The sequence below is a fragment of the Listeria grayi genome (assembly GCF_900638015.1).
In the GTDB taxonomy this organism is placed as follows: Bacteria; Bacillota; Bacilli; order Lactobacillales; family Listeriaceae; genus Listeria; species Listeria grayi.
Genome location: NZ_LR134483.1, coordinates 2,605,276 through 2,620,640 on the forward strand (window position 1 = coordinate 2,605,276; position 15,365 = coordinate 2,620,640).

13 protein-coding genes are annotated in these 15,365 nt (G+C 39.5%); 7 read left to right on the forward strand and 6 right to left on the reverse strand.

Annotated features, from left to right (window positions below; genetic code table 11):
- Positions 1–14 precede the first annotated feature (14 nt).
- From EL241_RS12900 to EL241_RS12910, 3 genes are read left to right on the forward strand one after another with little or no spacing between them, the layout of a single operon-like run.
- The gene (locus EL241_RS12900; protein WP_036107657.1) at positions 15–1,406 is read left to right on the forward strand and encodes a PTS transporter subunit EIIC; all 1,392 of its coding nucleotides are present in this window, start codon (positions 15–17) and stop codon (positions 1,404–1,406) included.
- A gap of 24 nt (positions 1,407–1,430) precedes the next feature.
- Complete coding sequence (locus EL241_RS12905; RefSeq protein WP_036107660.1) at positions 1,431–2,480, forward strand: ADP-ribosylglycohydrolase family protein; 1,050 nt, start codon at positions 1,431–1,433, stop codon at positions 2,478–2,480.
- Complete coding sequence (locus tag EL241_RS12910; protein WP_126320641.1) at positions 2,461–3,174, forward strand: GntR family transcriptional regulator; 714 nt, start codon at positions 2,461–2,463, stop codon at positions 3,172–3,174. The genes EL241_RS12905 and EL241_RS12910 overlap by 20 nt, the downstream gene beginning before the upstream one ends.
- Before the next feature lie 50 nt (positions 3,175–3,224).
- Here EL241_RS12910 and fmnA read toward each other — a convergent pair whose 3' ends face one another.
- The 4 genes from fmnA to pplA form a co-directional block, all read right to left on the reverse strand.
- A complete protein-coding gene (fmnA, locus tag EL241_RS12915) occupies positions 3,225–4,016 on the reverse strand; it encodes an FAD export ECF transporter transmembrane subunit FmnA (protein WP_036107665.1) in 792 nt (263 codons plus the stop codon).
- Positions 4,017–4,034: 18 nt separating this feature from the next.
- The gene (gene menA, locus EL241_RS12920; RefSeq protein WP_126320642.1) at positions 4,035–4,994 is read right to left on the reverse strand and encodes a 1,4-dihydroxy-2-naphthoate polyprenyltransferase; all 960 of its coding nucleotides are present in this window, start codon (positions 4,992–4,994) and stop codon (positions 4,035–4,037) included.
- A 23-nt stretch (positions 4,995–5,017) separates the two neighbouring features.
- Positions 5,018–6,085 carry an FAD:protein FMN transferase gene (locus tag EL241_RS12925; protein WP_036107667.1) on the reverse strand — a complete coding sequence of 356 codons (1,068 nt, stop codon included), beginning with the start codon at positions 6,083–6,085 and terminating at the stop codon, positions 5,018–5,020.
- Positions 6,086–6,212: 127 nt separating this feature from the next.
- A complete protein-coding gene (pplA, locus tag EL241_RS12930; protein ID WP_036107670.1) occupies positions 6,213–7,109 on the reverse strand; it encodes an extracellular electron transfer flavoprotein PplA in 897 nt (298 codons plus the stop codon).
- Between the two features lie 413 nt (positions 7,110–7,522).
- Between pplA and EL241_RS12935 the strand changes: the two genes are divergently transcribed.
- The 3 genes from EL241_RS12935 to EL241_RS12945 all read left to right on the forward strand — a co-directional run bounded on the left by EL241_RS12935 (position 7,523) and on the right by EL241_RS12945 (position 11,082).
- Complete coding sequence (locus EL241_RS12935; RefSeq protein WP_003757001.1) at positions 7,523–9,406, forward strand: FAD-dependent oxidoreductase; 1,884 nt, start codon at positions 7,523–7,525, stop codon at positions 9,404–9,406.
- Between the two features lie 142 nt (positions 9,407–9,548).
- Entirely contained in the window at positions 9,549–10,085 is a 537-nt protein-coding gene (eetB, locus tag EL241_RS12940; RefSeq protein WP_003757000.1) for a flavinylation system FAD exporter subunit EetB, read from the forward strand.
- Positions 10,086–10,101: 16 nt separating this feature from the next.
- Entirely contained in the window at positions 10,102–11,082 is a 981-nt protein-coding gene (locus EL241_RS12945; protein WP_126320643.1) for a polyprenyl synthetase family protein, read from the forward strand.
- 553 nt (positions 11,083–11,635) lie between these two features.
- On the opposite strand, the gene EL241_RS12950 is transcribed toward EL241_RS12945, so the two are convergent.
- Entirely contained in the window at positions 11,636–13,936 is a 2,301-nt protein-coding gene (locus EL241_RS12950) for an MSCRAMM family protein (protein WP_126320644.1), read from the reverse strand.
- A 176-nt stretch (positions 13,937–14,112) separates the two neighbouring features.
- On the opposite strand from EL241_RS12950, the gene EL241_RS12955 reads away from it, so the two are divergent.
- Positions 14,113–14,739 (forward strand): acetyltransferase, encoded by a 627-nt coding sequence (locus EL241_RS12955; protein ID WP_036107682.1) that lies wholly within the window; start codon positions 14,113–14,115, stop codon positions 14,737–14,739.
- 14 nt (positions 14,740–14,753) lie between these two features.
- On the opposite strand, the gene EL241_RS12960 is transcribed toward EL241_RS12955, so the two are convergent.
- Entirely contained in the window at positions 14,754–15,365 is a 612-nt protein-coding gene (locus EL241_RS12960) for a sugar transferase (RefSeq protein WP_036107684.1), read from the reverse strand.

The following is a 15,365-nucleotide window of genomic DNA, read 5'->3' on the forward strand; positions in this document are numbered from 1 at the left end:
AAGGAGAATGTTAGATGCCTTCATTAGAAAATCTATCTCGACAATTACTCGTTTTGATGGGAGGACCCGATAATATTATCTCTGTTACCCATTGCGCTACCAGATTGCGACCGGTTTTAAAAGACCGAGCGTTAGTCAAGACAGCTGAAATCGATGCTTTAGATGGCGTTACAGGTGTCGTGAATAAAGAAGCAGGTCTGCAAATCATTATTGGTACTAATGTGGGAGAAGTGTATGATGCTTTTATGAAAGTGTGGCAAGCAGATGATGCTACTTCTCAAAAAGCAGAAACAGAAACATCGGAAGTTCCAAGTGAAAAGCGCAGCTGGTTTAACGGTTTTGTCGCATTAGTAGTAAGTATATTTTCACCTTTACTCCCTTTACTTGCTGGAGCCGGTCTACTACGAGGTTTTACAATTTTAGCCAATGAGATCGGATGGCTACCTACTGAAAGCTCAACAAATGTGCTATTGACGCTAGCCGCAACATCGGTCTTTTATTTCTTGCCTTTATTGATCGCAGTTACTTCTGCTAAGCGCTTTGCAACCAGTCCTTATATTGCAATGGCCATAATGGGGGCTTTGATCATGCCTGATTTTATTGGATTAGTAAAAGGCGACGGCGGCAATACCATTACGTTTTTAGGTATCGCGATCCCAGTTTTTAATTATACAAGTCAAATAATCCCTGCGATTCTAACTACATGGCTACAGTCTAAAATGGAATTATTTATGAAGAAAAAAATACCAAACAGCTTGCATATGATCGTCATTCCAACCGTCCTGCTCTTTGTCCTTGTACCAGTCGCAGCCGGCATTTTCGGACCATTAGGCAACTATCTAAGCATCGGTATCGCGAATGGCGTGGGCTGGCTTTCCAATATCAATCAAGTTATCACAGGAGCAGTAGTTGGCGGGATCTGGAATATCCTGATTCTATTCGGCGTCCATTGGGCACCAAATACCATGGTCGTTATTCCCGAAGTTGCTAAAACCGGACACTCTGCCTTCATCGCGTATGCAGCTAATGCTAACTTTGGCATGGCCGGCGCCGCATTTGCGATTTTCCTTAAATCACGTAATCGGAAATTGAAAAACTTTTCCCTAACAGCCATCACATCCGTGTTTCTTTCGGGAATCGTGGAGCCAGCCATTTATGGTTTAGGCGTTAAATTTAAAAGCCCGCTTGTGGCGGGATGTTTAGGTGCAGCTATCGGTGGAGCATTTATGGGTATTTTCCACGTCATTGGAAACGCTTTCGTATTTGGCGGACTTACCACCATCCCTGCTTTTGCCGGTCCGACTCTTTGGGCATATATCGTCGGCCTCGTTATCTCGTTTGTCGGCGGGCTAGCTTTCACTCTCCTTTTCGGAGTCAAAGATCCAGAAGCAGAAATGAATCAATAAATGAATTACGAAAGGATGAAGAAAATGAATTTAGAGACAAAAATAAAAGGAACACTAGGACTAGCTGCCATTGGGGATGCAATGGGAGCCGCCACGGAGAACTTATCTTTCGACCAGATCCGCACACATTTTGGAGGACCCTTGACAGATTTAAAAAAACCAGGGAAAACAGCTTTTGCTTTAGGCAACGATGCCGGACAAGTGACTGATGATTTTTCTCAAATCTATTTCCTTTCGCACGCGATTTTGAAAAATGATGGGAAGATCGATACAGAGACAGTAATCCAAGCGATTTTGGATTGGTCAAATGTTTCTTGGTATTTTGATCGGTTTGCCGGTCCAACCACGAGAAGTGCTGTGGCGATGTATAAAGATCCAGAATCCAAAATGAAGCCGCTACCTGGAGCTGTGACCGTTGATTATGCTTCCAAAGCTACGAATGGCGCCGCGATGAAAATTGCTCCCGCCGGAATTTTGCATCCAAACGATATAGAAGCTGCCATCAACGATGCTATTCTCATCACACAAGTCACCCATGATAACTCACTCGCTATTTCAGGAGCATGTGCAGTTGCAGCAGCTACAAGCGCTTCACTAGCAGAAAATTCTACAGTCGATCAGGCGCTGAGTGCTGGACTTTATGGCGCGATCCGCGGTGAGGAAAAAGCGAAAAAGCTCTCTCGAGAAGTTGCCGGTCCCAGTGTTGTGAAACGCATACAATTAGCGTATACTATCATTACAGGTGTTGGCACAAAAGAAGAAAAGCTGAAAAACTTAGCCGAGATCGTCGGTAGCGGTCTGCATATTTCTGAAGCCGTTCCGTGCGCCTTCGGTATTATCGCACTCAATAAAGAAAACCCACTCCAAGCCGTTATCGATGCTGTAAACATCGGGTATGACACAGATACTATCGCAACGATCGTGGGCTCGATGGTTGGCGCATTTACAAATGTAAACGATTCAGCGTTTATTGCTTTATTTGATACGATTCAGCATGCCAACGATTTTCAAATAGAAAAATTAGCAAATTCATTAGCAAATGTGGTGAAAAAACATGAAGGGCAACAACATTAAATACGTAACTGTTTATAATCATCTCAAGCAAGATATCATTTCCGGCAAATATCCCGTCGGATCGTTATTTCCTGCTGAACCTGATCTGCAAAAGCACTACAACGTCAGTCGGATCACGATCCGCCATTCTCTCCAGCTATTAGTCGATGAAGGCTATATCAAGCGTATCCATGGGGTTGGAACCATTGTGCTTAGCCAAAAAGAATCTCTGCAACTGCAGACGCTGCTTAGTTTTTCCGAAGAGAACAACAACCGCTCGCTCCATTCTGCACTGCTCTCCTTCGACAACGATCTGCCTGCAGACACAATGGTTTGTTCAAAGCTCGACCTGCCGAAAGGTGCATTAGTAAGCCGCCATGAGCGTCTGCGGTGGATCGATGATGTTCCCATCAGCTTCCAGCGTGTCTACTGTCCTTCTTTTCTGCCTTTAGCGGCAGAAGAGTTAGCTGCTCCAGATGCTTCTTTGTATAAACTTTTTCAAGAAAAAGGCTACATCGTAACAAAAGCACAAGAAACGATCGAATCAATGGTCGCTGACAAAACACTGGCAGCCCATCTGCATGTAGATGAGAACAGCCCCTTGTTGCATGTACAGCGTGTTACACGAGATCAAGAAGACCGCCTTATAGAATATACCGAATTTTTCTATCCTGGCAATCGCTACCAGTATAACATCCAACTGCAAGTCCCTTAATAGTCAAAAAAACAGCTGTCCTCCATAAAGGATCAGCTGTTTTTTGATTGTCACAATAGCCATAAAAATACGGTGACCGCAATAAATACCAAGAATGCGATCGCATCAATGCCATGCCAATGGAGCAATCTAAACCGCGTCCGCTTGGCATCGCCCTCATAACCTCTTACTTCCATAGCATTGGCAAGATCCTCGGCTCGGTTGAATGAACTAACGAATAGCGGGATAAACACCGGCACGATCTTTTTCATCTGCTCGAAGATGTTTCCTTCCCCGAAATCCACCCCACGGGCACGCTGAGCTTTCATGATCTTATCTGTTTCCTCCATCAATGTCGGGATAAAACGCATCGAAACCGTAAGCATAAGCGCAATATCCTGCACCGGCATACGCAAATAGGAGAATGGTTTCAACAAGTAAGAGATCGCATCCGCTAAGTCCATCGGTTTCGTTGTCAGCGTCACTACCGTCGACATGACGATCAGCAGTGTGAAACGCAGAAACACTAGCGCTCCGTTAGCGATCCCGAACGAGGAGATCGTAATGGCTCCCCATTGGAAATAGACTTCACCGCCACCGGTAAACAGTAGCTGCATCACAACCGTGAAGAGGATCAGCCAAATCAGCGGACGTATCCCTTTAATAAACACGTTGACTTTTATTCGTGTCAACACAACTACCAAGAAAGTGAAAAAGATAATCAAAAAAGTCGTGATCCAATTATCTACCAAAAACAAGATCCCAATATAAAGCAGTCCCATTACCAGCTTGGCACGCGGGTCGAGTCGATGAAGAAACGAATCCCCCGGTACATATCTTCCTAAAATCAGCTTATCGATCATGAGACCACTTCCTTTCCATCAATTAAAACTTTGAATAATGACACTCGCAAGCATCAGCACTGTAATCGTTATGTTGACCACCAAAAAATTCTTGATACAAATGGCAAATGTTTTTGCTTTCACTTGCTCCTTATTAAACAATTTTAAGTTTCGATACACAGGATACGCCGCTAATATGCTTAGCAACATGATTGGGTGTAAATAGTTTAACAATACTCCTACTATAATAGCAGCAAATGAAGCATAATATAACGTATTAAATAAAATCACGCCTGCTTTTCTTCCTATATAATACGGCAGTGTAAAGCGATTGTTGCGGATATCTTCTTCTAAATCACATAGATTATTCGCCAACATGATATTTGCGATCGTAAATATCAACGGCAACGATACAACGCCGATCCGGATGATTTCCAGCAGATTGACCTCCAGCGTCACCCAAGCACCTTGCCACACTAAACTTGCGATTCCAGCATCGCTCGCATTGACATAAATCGCTAAGAAAAAGATACCGAACCCCATCGTTACTCCGGAGAAAATTTCCCCAAGCGGCATTCTGGAAAGCGGTACAGGACCAGATGTGTATAAGATCCCGATACAAAAACAAATAAAACCAATCAGTAATACCAGTAGATCTGTTTGAAATACAAGCCAAACTCCCAACAAAGTTGCAGTTAGAAACAGGCCAAAAATGGTAATAATAACCGTTTTTTCCGGAATTTCCCTTTGACCGATCACATTTTTCGACTTCCGATAGTCAAACTCATGCTTGTCGGTAGCCTTTCGATAGTCCATATAATTATTGATCGCGGTCGTTGTTAAATCAAAAATGAACATCGACGCAAAAAAAGTGATCGTTTGCAGCGGCTCAAAGACGTGATAATGAAAGACAACATACAATATCCCAATCATAAAAGGAAACACACTGGCAATTTTAGTTCTGATCTCAACTAGATCAAGGAACGTTAATAACGACATACGCCCTTTCCTCCCCTACATTCTTAATTTCCCATTTTAAAATCGTCTGTATTGACCAATTCAAACTTACCTTTCAATCCTGGAGTGATGTATACCTTCTTGTCGCGGCTGACAAAGACTGCTTCCACTCCTTTGAATTGTTTCAAATATTCTAATCCGCCTTGGATCCCTTTAGAAAAAGTCGCGGTGGACAAGCCGTCTCCATCGATCGATTTTTTCGAAATGATCGAAACACCGGCGATATTGTTATCAAACGGATAGCCCGTTTTCGGATCTAACAAATGATGGTAGTCTTTTCCATCCACTTCTAAATGACGTTCATAGATACCAGAAGTAACGATCGACATTTCTTCCGTCTCCAGCTTGCCGATAATACTTCCACGCGGCGAAAATGGATCTTGGATACCGACGTTCCATTTTTTTCCGTCAGGATTGTGACCGATAACGAAAATATTACCACCGAGGTCTACGATCGCTGAATTGACGCCGTGAGCTTTCATCACTTTCGCTACTTCATCCGCGATATACCCCTTAGCGATGGCTCCCAGATCAAGCGCCATACCTTTTCGCTTCAAATAAACGGTTTGGTTCGCTTCATTCAGCTGCACATCTTTATAATTTACCAATGGCAAACGATTATCGATCTCTGCTTGGCTTGGTTTGCGTGCATCTGGAAAGCCGATCCGCCACAAATTAGTAAGTGGTCCGATCGCCAAATCAAAGCCGCCATCAGAATTCTTGCTGTAGAAAATAGCTCTTTCAATCAAGAAGAACATATTTTTTGTTACTTTGACAGGTTTTTTCCCGGAATTAGCATTGATTTTATCGATCTCAGAATTTTTACCGTCATCATTTGTAGTGATCTCCGCCGCTAATTCTCGAATTTTCTTGTAAGACGCATCCATCGCATCTTGTTTTCCAGCATTATAGATCTTCAGAGAAACTACTGTGCCCATAAGAAAATCTTTTTTGCTAAGCGGCAACGTTTCCTTTTGATCCTGTTTTTTAGAAACTTCTTTTTTTGGTCCGCCGCATGCAGCTAAACTGCCGATCAGCAGAATAAAAACAAGCAGCCATGTCCATTTTTTCATTATCATTGCACCTTTCAATATGACCTCACTAGAAATACTATACCATATAACCCTATAATTGCTCATAAAAATAGCGACTAATCTTGCAATGCAGGATTAGTCGCTTACTTGCTAATAATGGTAATTCTTATTCTGCTTCTACGAAATTATAAACTTCGATTTTCTTTGTGTCGCCTTTTTGAGCTGCATTGATCAATTGATCTGCATATAATTGGAAAGCTTTAGAAGATTCTGTTGCACCAGATACAGTATCTACGTCAGCAGATTGTTTCTTTTCAAGTTCTTTGTTTAAAGTAGGGATGTATTCTTTCGGACCCACACCTGTTTTAGATTTCATTGCTTTTTCATAGTCAGCATCTTCGGATTTTTTCTTGCCGTCTTTTGTTACATAGTTATAATCAGAAGTTGCGATTTTGCCATCTTTTACTTCGATGTTGAAGACTACGCGATAGTTATGTGCGTAATTTTTTTCTTCCAAGCTGTATTTACCGTCTTTCAATTTAGCACCATTGTCGATTTCGATTGTTGAAGTATCGCCGCGTTGTGCTGCTTGGATCAATTGGTTTGCATAATTAGCGAAAGCGTCAGAAGAATGAGTTGCTCCACTTACTGCTTCTACTTTGCTTGCTGCTTGTTCTTTTACTAAAGAGTCATTTAATTGTTTGATATATTCTTTTGGACCAACACCGGATTTAGCTTTCATTGCTTTTTCATAACCAGCATCTTCGGATTTTTTCTTGCCATCTTTATTTAAGTAATCGTAGTTGGATTCTGTGATCTTACCGTCTTTTACTTTAATATCGAAGGAAACACGATAATCATGATCATAATTTTTTTCTTCTAATTTATAAGTGCCGTCTGTAAGTGTACCGTCTTTCTTAGCATCTTTGCTAACTGTTGCAGTTTGTTTTGAATCTGACTTGCTTTTATCTTTGCTACCGCTATCATTGTTTCCACAAGCTACTAATAACATACTGGAAGCTAACACAGCAGTTACACCCATTGCAATTTTTTTCACTTTCATAAAAGTTCCCACCTTTAATTTTTTATTATGTGACGTTATGCACATTAATTTTTAGAACCCAACACTCTTTCACAACCAAATAATAGCACCCTTTAGGCGGTTTGTCTATACTAAATCAAAAAACGGAATTGAATAAATTTTCTAAAAAATGAATAGTATTTCGGGAAATATGTAGTTAAATGTTAAAAATGATACAAAAACAGCTTTATAACTTAGTAAAAACTGATACTTTTGGTCTATGAATTTTGCCACTTTTCATACAAAGAACTATTTTTTTATAAAATGCACTATTTGCCCTCAAATTGACTAGACATAAGCGCTCTCAATCTGTTACACTATGGTAGATTAATAGTCTTATTTATATTTTTCATAATAGCTTTTGTGAAAAAAAATACAAGGAGTTGAGAGAGCATATGCCTGAAAAGAATATCGTTTTAATAGGGGCGGGATATGCAGGTGTTCATGCAGCTAAGAAATTAGCAAAGAAATACAAAAAAGATAAAGATGTAACGATCACATTGATCGATAGACATTCTTATCACACCATGATGACCGAATTACATGAAGTAGCGGCTGCACGGGTGGAACCAACTGCAGTTCAATACGACCTGCGCCGATTATTCAATCGTACAAAAGTAAATTTAGTTACTGATAATGTAACTAATGTCGATCACGACAAAAAAATCGTCACTACCGAACACGGCACTTATCCATTTGATTATCTTATTTTAGGTATGGGTGGCGAGCCAAATGACTTTGGTACTCCCGGCGTTGCAGAACACGGCTTTACATTATGGTCTTGGGAAGACGCTGTTAAACTACGCAAACATATAGAAGATACTGTTACTGCAGCTTCTCGCATCCAAGATGTTGCTAAGCGAAAAGCAATGCTTAGCTTTGTAGTCTGTGGTTCCGGCTTTACTGGAATCGAAATGGTCGGCGAATTGCTGGAATGGAAAACTCGTTTAGCAAAAGATAACAAGATCGATCCAAACGAAATCGAATTGTCTGTTGTCGAAGCTGTACCAACGATCCTAAACATGCTAGACCGTCGTGATGCTGATAAAGCAGAACGCTACATGGTCAAAAAAGGAATCAAAATTCTTAAAAGCGCTCCGATCGTTGAAGTTAAATCGGACCGCATCATCTTGAAATCCGGACAAGAGCTTCCAACTCATACATTGATTTGGACTGCCGGCGTAAAAGCTAACTCCGATACAGAAGAATACGGCATGGAATCTGCTCGTGCTGGTCGTTTGAAAGTAAACGAATTTATGGAAGCAGATGGTTTGAAAGACGTTTATGTAGTTGGTGACTTAGCTTACTTTGAAGAAAATGAAGGCAAACCAACTCCACAAATCGTTGAAGCTGCTGAACAAACTGGGATGACTGCTGCGAAAAGCATCATTTCCGAAATCAGCGGAACAGAAAAAGAACCTTACAATGGTAAATATCATGGTGTTATGGTCTCGATCGGTGCTAAATATGGTGTTGCTCACTTAGGCAGCATGCATTTATCTGGCTGGTTCGCGATTTTCATGAAACACATGGTCAATCTATATTACTTCTTTGGCATTCGCAGCGGCTACTACATGTGGCAATACATCATGCACGAATTCTTCCACATCAAAGATGGCCGCAATATTTTCCGCGGTTGGACTTCTCGCTATGGAAACGTTATCTGGGTATTACCACTACGTGTTTACCTTGGCTGGTTCTGGATCGATGAAGCATTGTCGAAAATTTATGGTGAAAGTACTTGGGATAAAGTCAACTTCTCTCACTTAGGACGTCTTTTCAACGGTATTGGTAAGGATTCTTGGCTGACAGCAACAACTTCTAAGATGCCATTTGACTGGTTGCAAACTGCAGCTACTTCTGGTGCAAGTCAAGCAGCCGGTGATAAAGCCGGAGAAGCTGCTCAAAATGTTACTGTTCCGATCTTACAACATATGCCTGGCTGGTTTAAATGGATCATGCAATTATTGATGCCAAACCTTGACGTTGCATTGTTCATGCAAAAAGTAGTTCCATTCATCGAACTTGCGATCGGTCTTGCGATCTTAGCTGGCCTGTTCACATGGTTAGCAAGTATCGGAAGTGCTGGCTTCCTAGTAATGTTTACTTTCAGCGCAATGCTTGGCTGGGATAAATTCTGGGCATTACCTGCTTCCATCGCAATGTTGAACGGTGCCGGACGTACATTCGGCTTTGACTTCTGGGTTGTTCCTTGGATCCAAAAAGGTCTCGGCAAATGGTGGTACGGTAAACCTAAATCGATTTATCGAGATAAATAACCTATCAAATAAAGCTGGAGCAGTCCATTTGTCTATTCATAAACGAATGGGACTGCTCCCTTTTTTTACTTAAATACTGTCTATTTAGCGAAATATCATTTACAATAAAGGAAATGAACGAATAAGATGGGTTGGATCACAGATGACGAAGAATAAACGACTCGTTTACATTGCCTTGCTAGCTGCTCAAGCGGTGGTTATCGGCCTCTTAGAACGAGCAATTCCTTTCCCCTTTGCCTTTGCTCCTGGAGCGAAGTTGGGGTTATCGAATATTATCACCTGCATTTCTTTATACACATTATCCTTCAAAGATACATTTATCATAGTGGCGATCCGATTAGTACTGGCAACCTTGCTTGGCGGCACGATCTCCACATTCTTATACAGTGCCAGTGGAGCAATCATCAGTCTGCTCGGAATGTTTCTCGTGAAACAATTGGGGCCAAAACGCATCAGTATTATTGGTGTCAGCACAACCGGGGGCATACTTCATAACGTCGGGCAGCTTTTAGTAGCCAGCTTTTTAGCCAAATCTTGGAATGTGATGCTTTATTTACCAGTTTTGTCTTTCATCGGCATTCTTTCTGGGATCGCTGTTGGGATCGCTGCTAATTATTTATTAAAAAACGTAAAAACATTGCAAGTTTTTTTCCTTGCGAAAGAAAATAGAGAACACTAATCAAAGGAGTTTCGCTATGCAAATCAATGCCATGTGGAATAACTATCCTGAACTTCAGAAAGATTTAAAAGAAGTTTTAGTTACGATCGAAAAAAATATCAAGATCCGCGATAAAAATGTCGCTGAAAATATCAATGCTATGATCCACTCCGGCGGAAAACTTTTACGCCCTGCCTTTGTATTGCTGACTGCTCAAGCCGGGCCAGAATATAATGCGGATCGATCGATTGCCGTTGCAAGCGCCCTCGAGGTCCTGCACATGGCGACGCTTATCCACGATGATGTGATCGATGATGCAGACATGCGCCGCGGTGTGCCGACGATCCATTCCAAATTCGGACGGAAATACGCTGTTTATACCGGCGACTATCTATTCTGCGTCTGTTTCAAGATTCTCTCCGCACATGCCGATTCTGTTGAAAATATTGATTTTAACAGCAAGAATATCGAAAAAATATTAATGGGCGAACTGAATCAGATGAAAGATCTTTATCATACTAACGTCACCCTAAAGGACTACTTGAAAAGGATTTCCGGTAAAACGGCACAATTATTTGCATTGAGTTGTTACTCTGGCGCCGCTGCTAGCAAGGCTTCACGAAAACTACTTTACCATGCGAAAAATGCCGGTCATTTTATTGGAATGGCCTTTCAAATCATTGATGACATTTTGGATTATACGAGCACGAATGACGGATTGGGAAAGCCAGTATTAAGCGATGTGAAGCAAGGAAACTACTCGTTGCCTTTAATTTATGCTTTGCAGCAACACCGCGATGTATTTTTACCTCTCTTAATCAAAAAAGAGGCAATGACGGAAGCTGATTTAGAACAACTAGCAACGCTAATCCGTCAATATAACGGGATTGAACAAGCGTTTGAACTAGCCGATAAGTACACAAAAAAAGCTATCAACGAAATCAACAAATTACCGCCTGGCACTTATCGCAAACAAATGCTTACGATTACAACAAACGTTTTGAAGCGGGACAAATGAATAAAAATCAGCTTCTGCGAAAAATCTCGATTCTTTATTATCAGCTATGTTCATTTAGGCTATATCTTTTTCATAATTAAAAAGCATCCTTTGTCGCATTCAAATGAATTTGAAAGTGACAAAGGATACTGCTTTTTTAAAACCGATTGTTGTTTTACTTTTTGCTTCAGCATCACGATCTTAGTTATTTTTTTTAGTCTTGGCGGATCCGCTTGATATGTTGATTTGATTTTTGGCTCAACAGGTTGCAACGGCAAGACATACTCCTAAAATAGAAATCCTTAACTATCGATTACATAACTATTTTTTCATAATAAGCCCTTTTTGTCTGATTCTCATATACGTAAAAGAATCACCTCTTAAATGATAAAAGCACACTAAATTCATTTATTTTTCACCCCTAAAAGAAAAGTTCGAAAAATCACCATATTTCTATGTTGTATTTAAAATAAACTTGCTTTTTGGTGTTACTTAAAGATACGCTAGGTCCTTTTTCTCGGGATCAAAAAATGCACTACACATATTCCACTAATTTTTTCCAATCCCTAGTATTCTAACTTTTAGGTTTTTGGGCTGCTTTTTTAAGCATATATGCTCCTAGAGTTACTAAACAAATACCACTTATTAACAACACATAGATACAATGAGAACCATCTCCAGTATTAGGTAATTTAATTATATTAAGCGCTCGCGACTTCTTATTTTCCGACTTTTCTGTTTTTGTCTGTTTAAGTTTCTTAGGCGGGACATGATTGTTTTTGGGTAATAGTATATCTGGCTTCGCTTTATCAACCTTTTTTTTAATTTTCTTATTTAGTGCTATCAGTTTTATAGTTTTTGTTTGATTGCTTTCGATTGTAAAGGCAAGAGGCACTTTTGATAATAAATAACCCTTCGGCGCTTTGGTTTCTTTAAAGATATACTCACCCGGTAATAGATCTCGCACGATTATTTTACCTTCTTTATCGGTAAGCAGCTGAGGTTTTAACGTCTTTCCATCTTTAGAAAGGAGCTTGAATTCAGCTCCTTTCAATTTTTTTGAAGCGGCAGCGGCATCTTTTTTTATAAGTTCAACGGAACCAAGAATTGGTTTATTTATCATTACTATTTCCAATGGCTTTAAGCTGTTTTCAGTGATGATAATGTTTTGCGCAGTTGTATTTCGTAGATATCCTGGTGGTGCTTTGGTTTCAATGATTGTATACTTTCCAGGAAGTAAGCCTTTCGTCAAACCAACACCTTTTTTGTTGGTTTTAATCGATGCAACAACTTCTCCAAAATCATTTTTAATCTCAAAACTTGCATTTGCAAGTACTTTCCCCTCAGGATCAACTTTTTTTATACGTATTCTTCCGTCTATTTTTTTAGTCGTTACTTTATTGGTTGTATAAAAATTCCCGAGTATTTCCAGCAATCCAATATTGTTCACCGTATCGCCAATTGCTAATCCTTTGGGAGATACGGTGAAAGTGAGGTCTTGGGAATCGCCCTTTTGAAAATCCTTTGTCAAAGTAATTGTAAGCTTACCGTTATTATTTTTGACTTTAAAGAGACCATCTGCATCAGCTTGTACCGCTAAAAATCTGAGTCGGCTATCCAATGTATCTTTGAAAATTGTTCCTTTTTTCAACACCACTTTTGGTGAAGTCAGATGAAAGGTATACGTTAGTTTTTTTTCGTCAGCTGCTATAATTGTTTTGTCAACCTCTTTAGTCAAATATTCATTCGAACCAATACCTTCTTTTAACTTGGCAGTATTCTGAGAAGTTCTATTTACTTCATCTGAAACTAAATGAGAAACATTGACATAAATAGGGAGCTCCTCCGTAACTACTACACTATATTCAACGAGAAATTGATCGGATGGATTAACCGTTCCTAAGGAGACATTGAACGACTTCAAATCTGAACTAACATCAATGTTATTTTTATACTGTCCCGTAACGTATTTTCGCGTACCATCTTCGTATAATTTTATGATTCTTACCCCGCCTATGCTTGCCGTATCGGTGCCGCTTATCCCACCTGTAGGAGAGGAGCTATCGTTTATTTCCAATCCCTGTGGCAGTTCATCGCTTACCACTACATGATGAAGGAGCGCATTCTTGTTTATGTTAACTGCCAGATGATAGATATTATAACGAGGGCGTTTACTATCTAATAGATAGAGTCCGTCAGAATTATCAATACTGAACTTCGACCATTTTTCAAATAACACCGATTCTCCAGTTTCAGCAGTTTTTATTGGTAAAATAATACTTTTTTCTTTACCTTGATAAGAAACTCGAAAAGTTTGCTCTGGATTGATATTAGTTGAAGCTTTCATTTTAGGAGCATCAAAGTTTAGATGAAAGCTTCCTCCCCATGCAGCTCCATTGTTAACAGAAGTATCCACCTTAATATTTAATATGTACGACGATCCATCTAGTGAAATACTATAAGCTGGATTAGCAAATGTAAAAATCTGACTACCGTCATCGATTAGGTGTTGTATCTGTCCCACATTTGCAACGATTTCTTTTGGAATAGAAATCTGAAGCATGGAATCGGTTAATACATTGGAGTCTGCAGCCAAACTAATTGTTAAGTCAATATTCCCACTTGAAATAATTTGGTTGTATTTTGATGAAAAAGCTAGATCAAAACTATTGCTTTTTAAAGTTTTATTTTTTAACCCGTTAGCCTTCTGAAATAGCACCTCCCTATTTTTGGATACCTTCGTCACAGTATTTTTCGTATCATTTGGAATGGCGGTTGTGACAGTTCCTTTTTCCTGCATAGAAGCTGAGACCAAATTAAGATTTACCACTGTGATAGCAATAAGAATCAAAATACTACTTATTATTTTTTTCATATTTCATACTCCTTTCATTTATCTGACAACTAAACGAGTGATACGTTTTTTAACCTAAAGTACGATAGTCGTCCTCACTTACGTTGCTGATTTATATTGCGGTTCAAAAATAATGGGATCCGTGATACTATATTATATGGATTTACAATCTAGATTATAGAAAGCAGGGGGTTTTTATGAAAAATTTAATACTAATTGCTGACGGTGGACATAGCAAGGTAATTCAAAGTATAGTTAATAACTTTTCTGATTATGTAATTACCGAAATTTGGGATCAGAAATACAAAACCCCTTTTCAAAAAAACAATATTCTTTATAAAAATATTGATAGAAGTAGCTCCCAGCTCACTGATAAAACTACATATTTCTTTATTGCAGTGGGAGATAACCATTTAAGAAAACAAATTGTAGAACAATTAAACTGTGACCCTCACAAATTTGCTACACTTAAACATCCCACTGCTGTAATAGATCCAGGTATACATTTAAGTCCAGGCTGCATCATCATGCCTGGCGCTATCATTCAACATGGGGCTTATATTGGAGCACACACCATTATAAACACCAATGCTGTAATAGAGCATGACTGTGTGATTAATGATTATGTCCATATCGCTCCCAGTTCTACGCTTACTGGAGGATGCAAAGTCGGCTACTCCACTTTAATTGGTGCATCTAGCGTATTAATTCCTCAAATCGTTGTGGGAGATGATGTAGTTGTCGGAGCGGGAAGCGTTGTGACGAAGAACATTGAATCCCACCAGAAAGCTTTTGGAAACCCGGCAAAAGTGGTAAATAACTAACTACTTTCCCCAAATTATTTTGATTCTCCACCTAAGAACTCCGTAGTAGTCGCGTGCCCATATCGAGAAATATCTTTACATAACAATACTTGGAAAATCGTTCTAACCAAAATTTTCATATCTAAATACATCGATCTATTTTTAATATAATAAATATCGAGGGCGAACTTTTCTTCCCATGTAATATTATTTCTACCATTTATTTGAGCCCAACCAGTTAAACCTGGGAGCACATCGTGTCTAATTCTTTGTTCTTCTGTATAACGCAACAAATAACACTCAAGTAACGGTCTTGGACCTATAAAACTCATATCTCCTTTTAAAATATTAATTAGTTGTGGTAATTCATCTAAGCTTAGCTTCCTGATTAATTTGCCAAAACGAGGCATTCGTTTTTCGTCTGGTAGCAATTTCCCATTATAATCCCTTTCATCGCTCATTGTTTTAAATTTATAGATCAAAAATTTCCGTTCATTCTTCCCTACGCGTATTTGTCTAAATAAAATCTGCTTATCTATTTTTCTATAAACCAGTATGCTAATGATAAGCATAGGAATCGACAATATAATCAGAGCCACCAGCGCAAAAAAAATATCAAAAGCCCTTTTTGTGAAATTAAAAAACAT

Coding starts and splice junctions, on each gene's coding strand:
- fmnA (WP_036107665.1), bottom strand. CDS start 4,016: ATGATCGATAAGCTGATTTTAGGAAGATATGTACCGGGGGATTCGTTT.
- pplA (WP_036107670.1), bottom strand. CDS start 7,109: ATGAAAGTGAAAAAAATTGCAATGGGTGTAACTGCTGTGTTAGCTTCC.
- EL241_RS12935 (WP_003757001.1), top strand. CDS start 7,523: ATGCCTGAAAAGAATATCGTTTTAATAGGGGCGGGATATGCAGGTGTT.
- eetB (WP_003757000.1), top strand. CDS start 9,549: ATGACGAAGAATAAACGACTCGTTTACATTGCCTTGCTAGCTGCTCAA.
- EL241_RS12905 (WP_036107660.1), top strand. CDS start 1,431: ATGAATTTAGAGACAAAAATAAAAGGAACACTAGGACTAGCTGCCATT.
- menA (WP_126320642.1), bottom strand. CDS start 4,994: ATGTCGTTATTAACGTTCCTTGATCTAGTTGAGATCAGAACTAAAATT.
- EL241_RS12950 (WP_126320644.1), bottom strand. CDS start 13,936: ATGAAAAAAATAATAAGTAGTATTTTGATTCTTATTGCTATCACAGTG.
- EL241_RS12900 (WP_036107657.1), top strand. CDS start 15: ATGCCTTCATTAGAAAATCTATCTCGACAATTACTCGTTTTGATGGGA.
- EL241_RS12960 (WP_036107684.1), bottom strand. CDS start 15,365: ATGTTTTTTAATTTCACAAAAAGGGCTTTTGATATTTTTTTTGCGCTG.
- EL241_RS12925 (WP_036107667.1), bottom strand. CDS start 6,085: ATGAAAAAATGGACATGGCTGCTTGTTTTTATTCTGCTGATCGGCAGT.
- EL241_RS12955 (WP_036107682.1), top strand. CDS start 14,113: ATGAAAAATTTAATACTAATTGCTGACGGTGGACATAGCAAGGTAATT.
- EL241_RS12910 (WP_126320641.1), top strand. CDS start 2,461: ATGAAGGGCAACAACATTAAATACGTAACTGTTTATAATCATCTCAAG.
- EL241_RS12945 (WP_126320643.1), top strand. CDS start 10,102: ATGCAAATCAATGCCATGTGGAATAACTATCCTGAACTTCAGAAAGAT.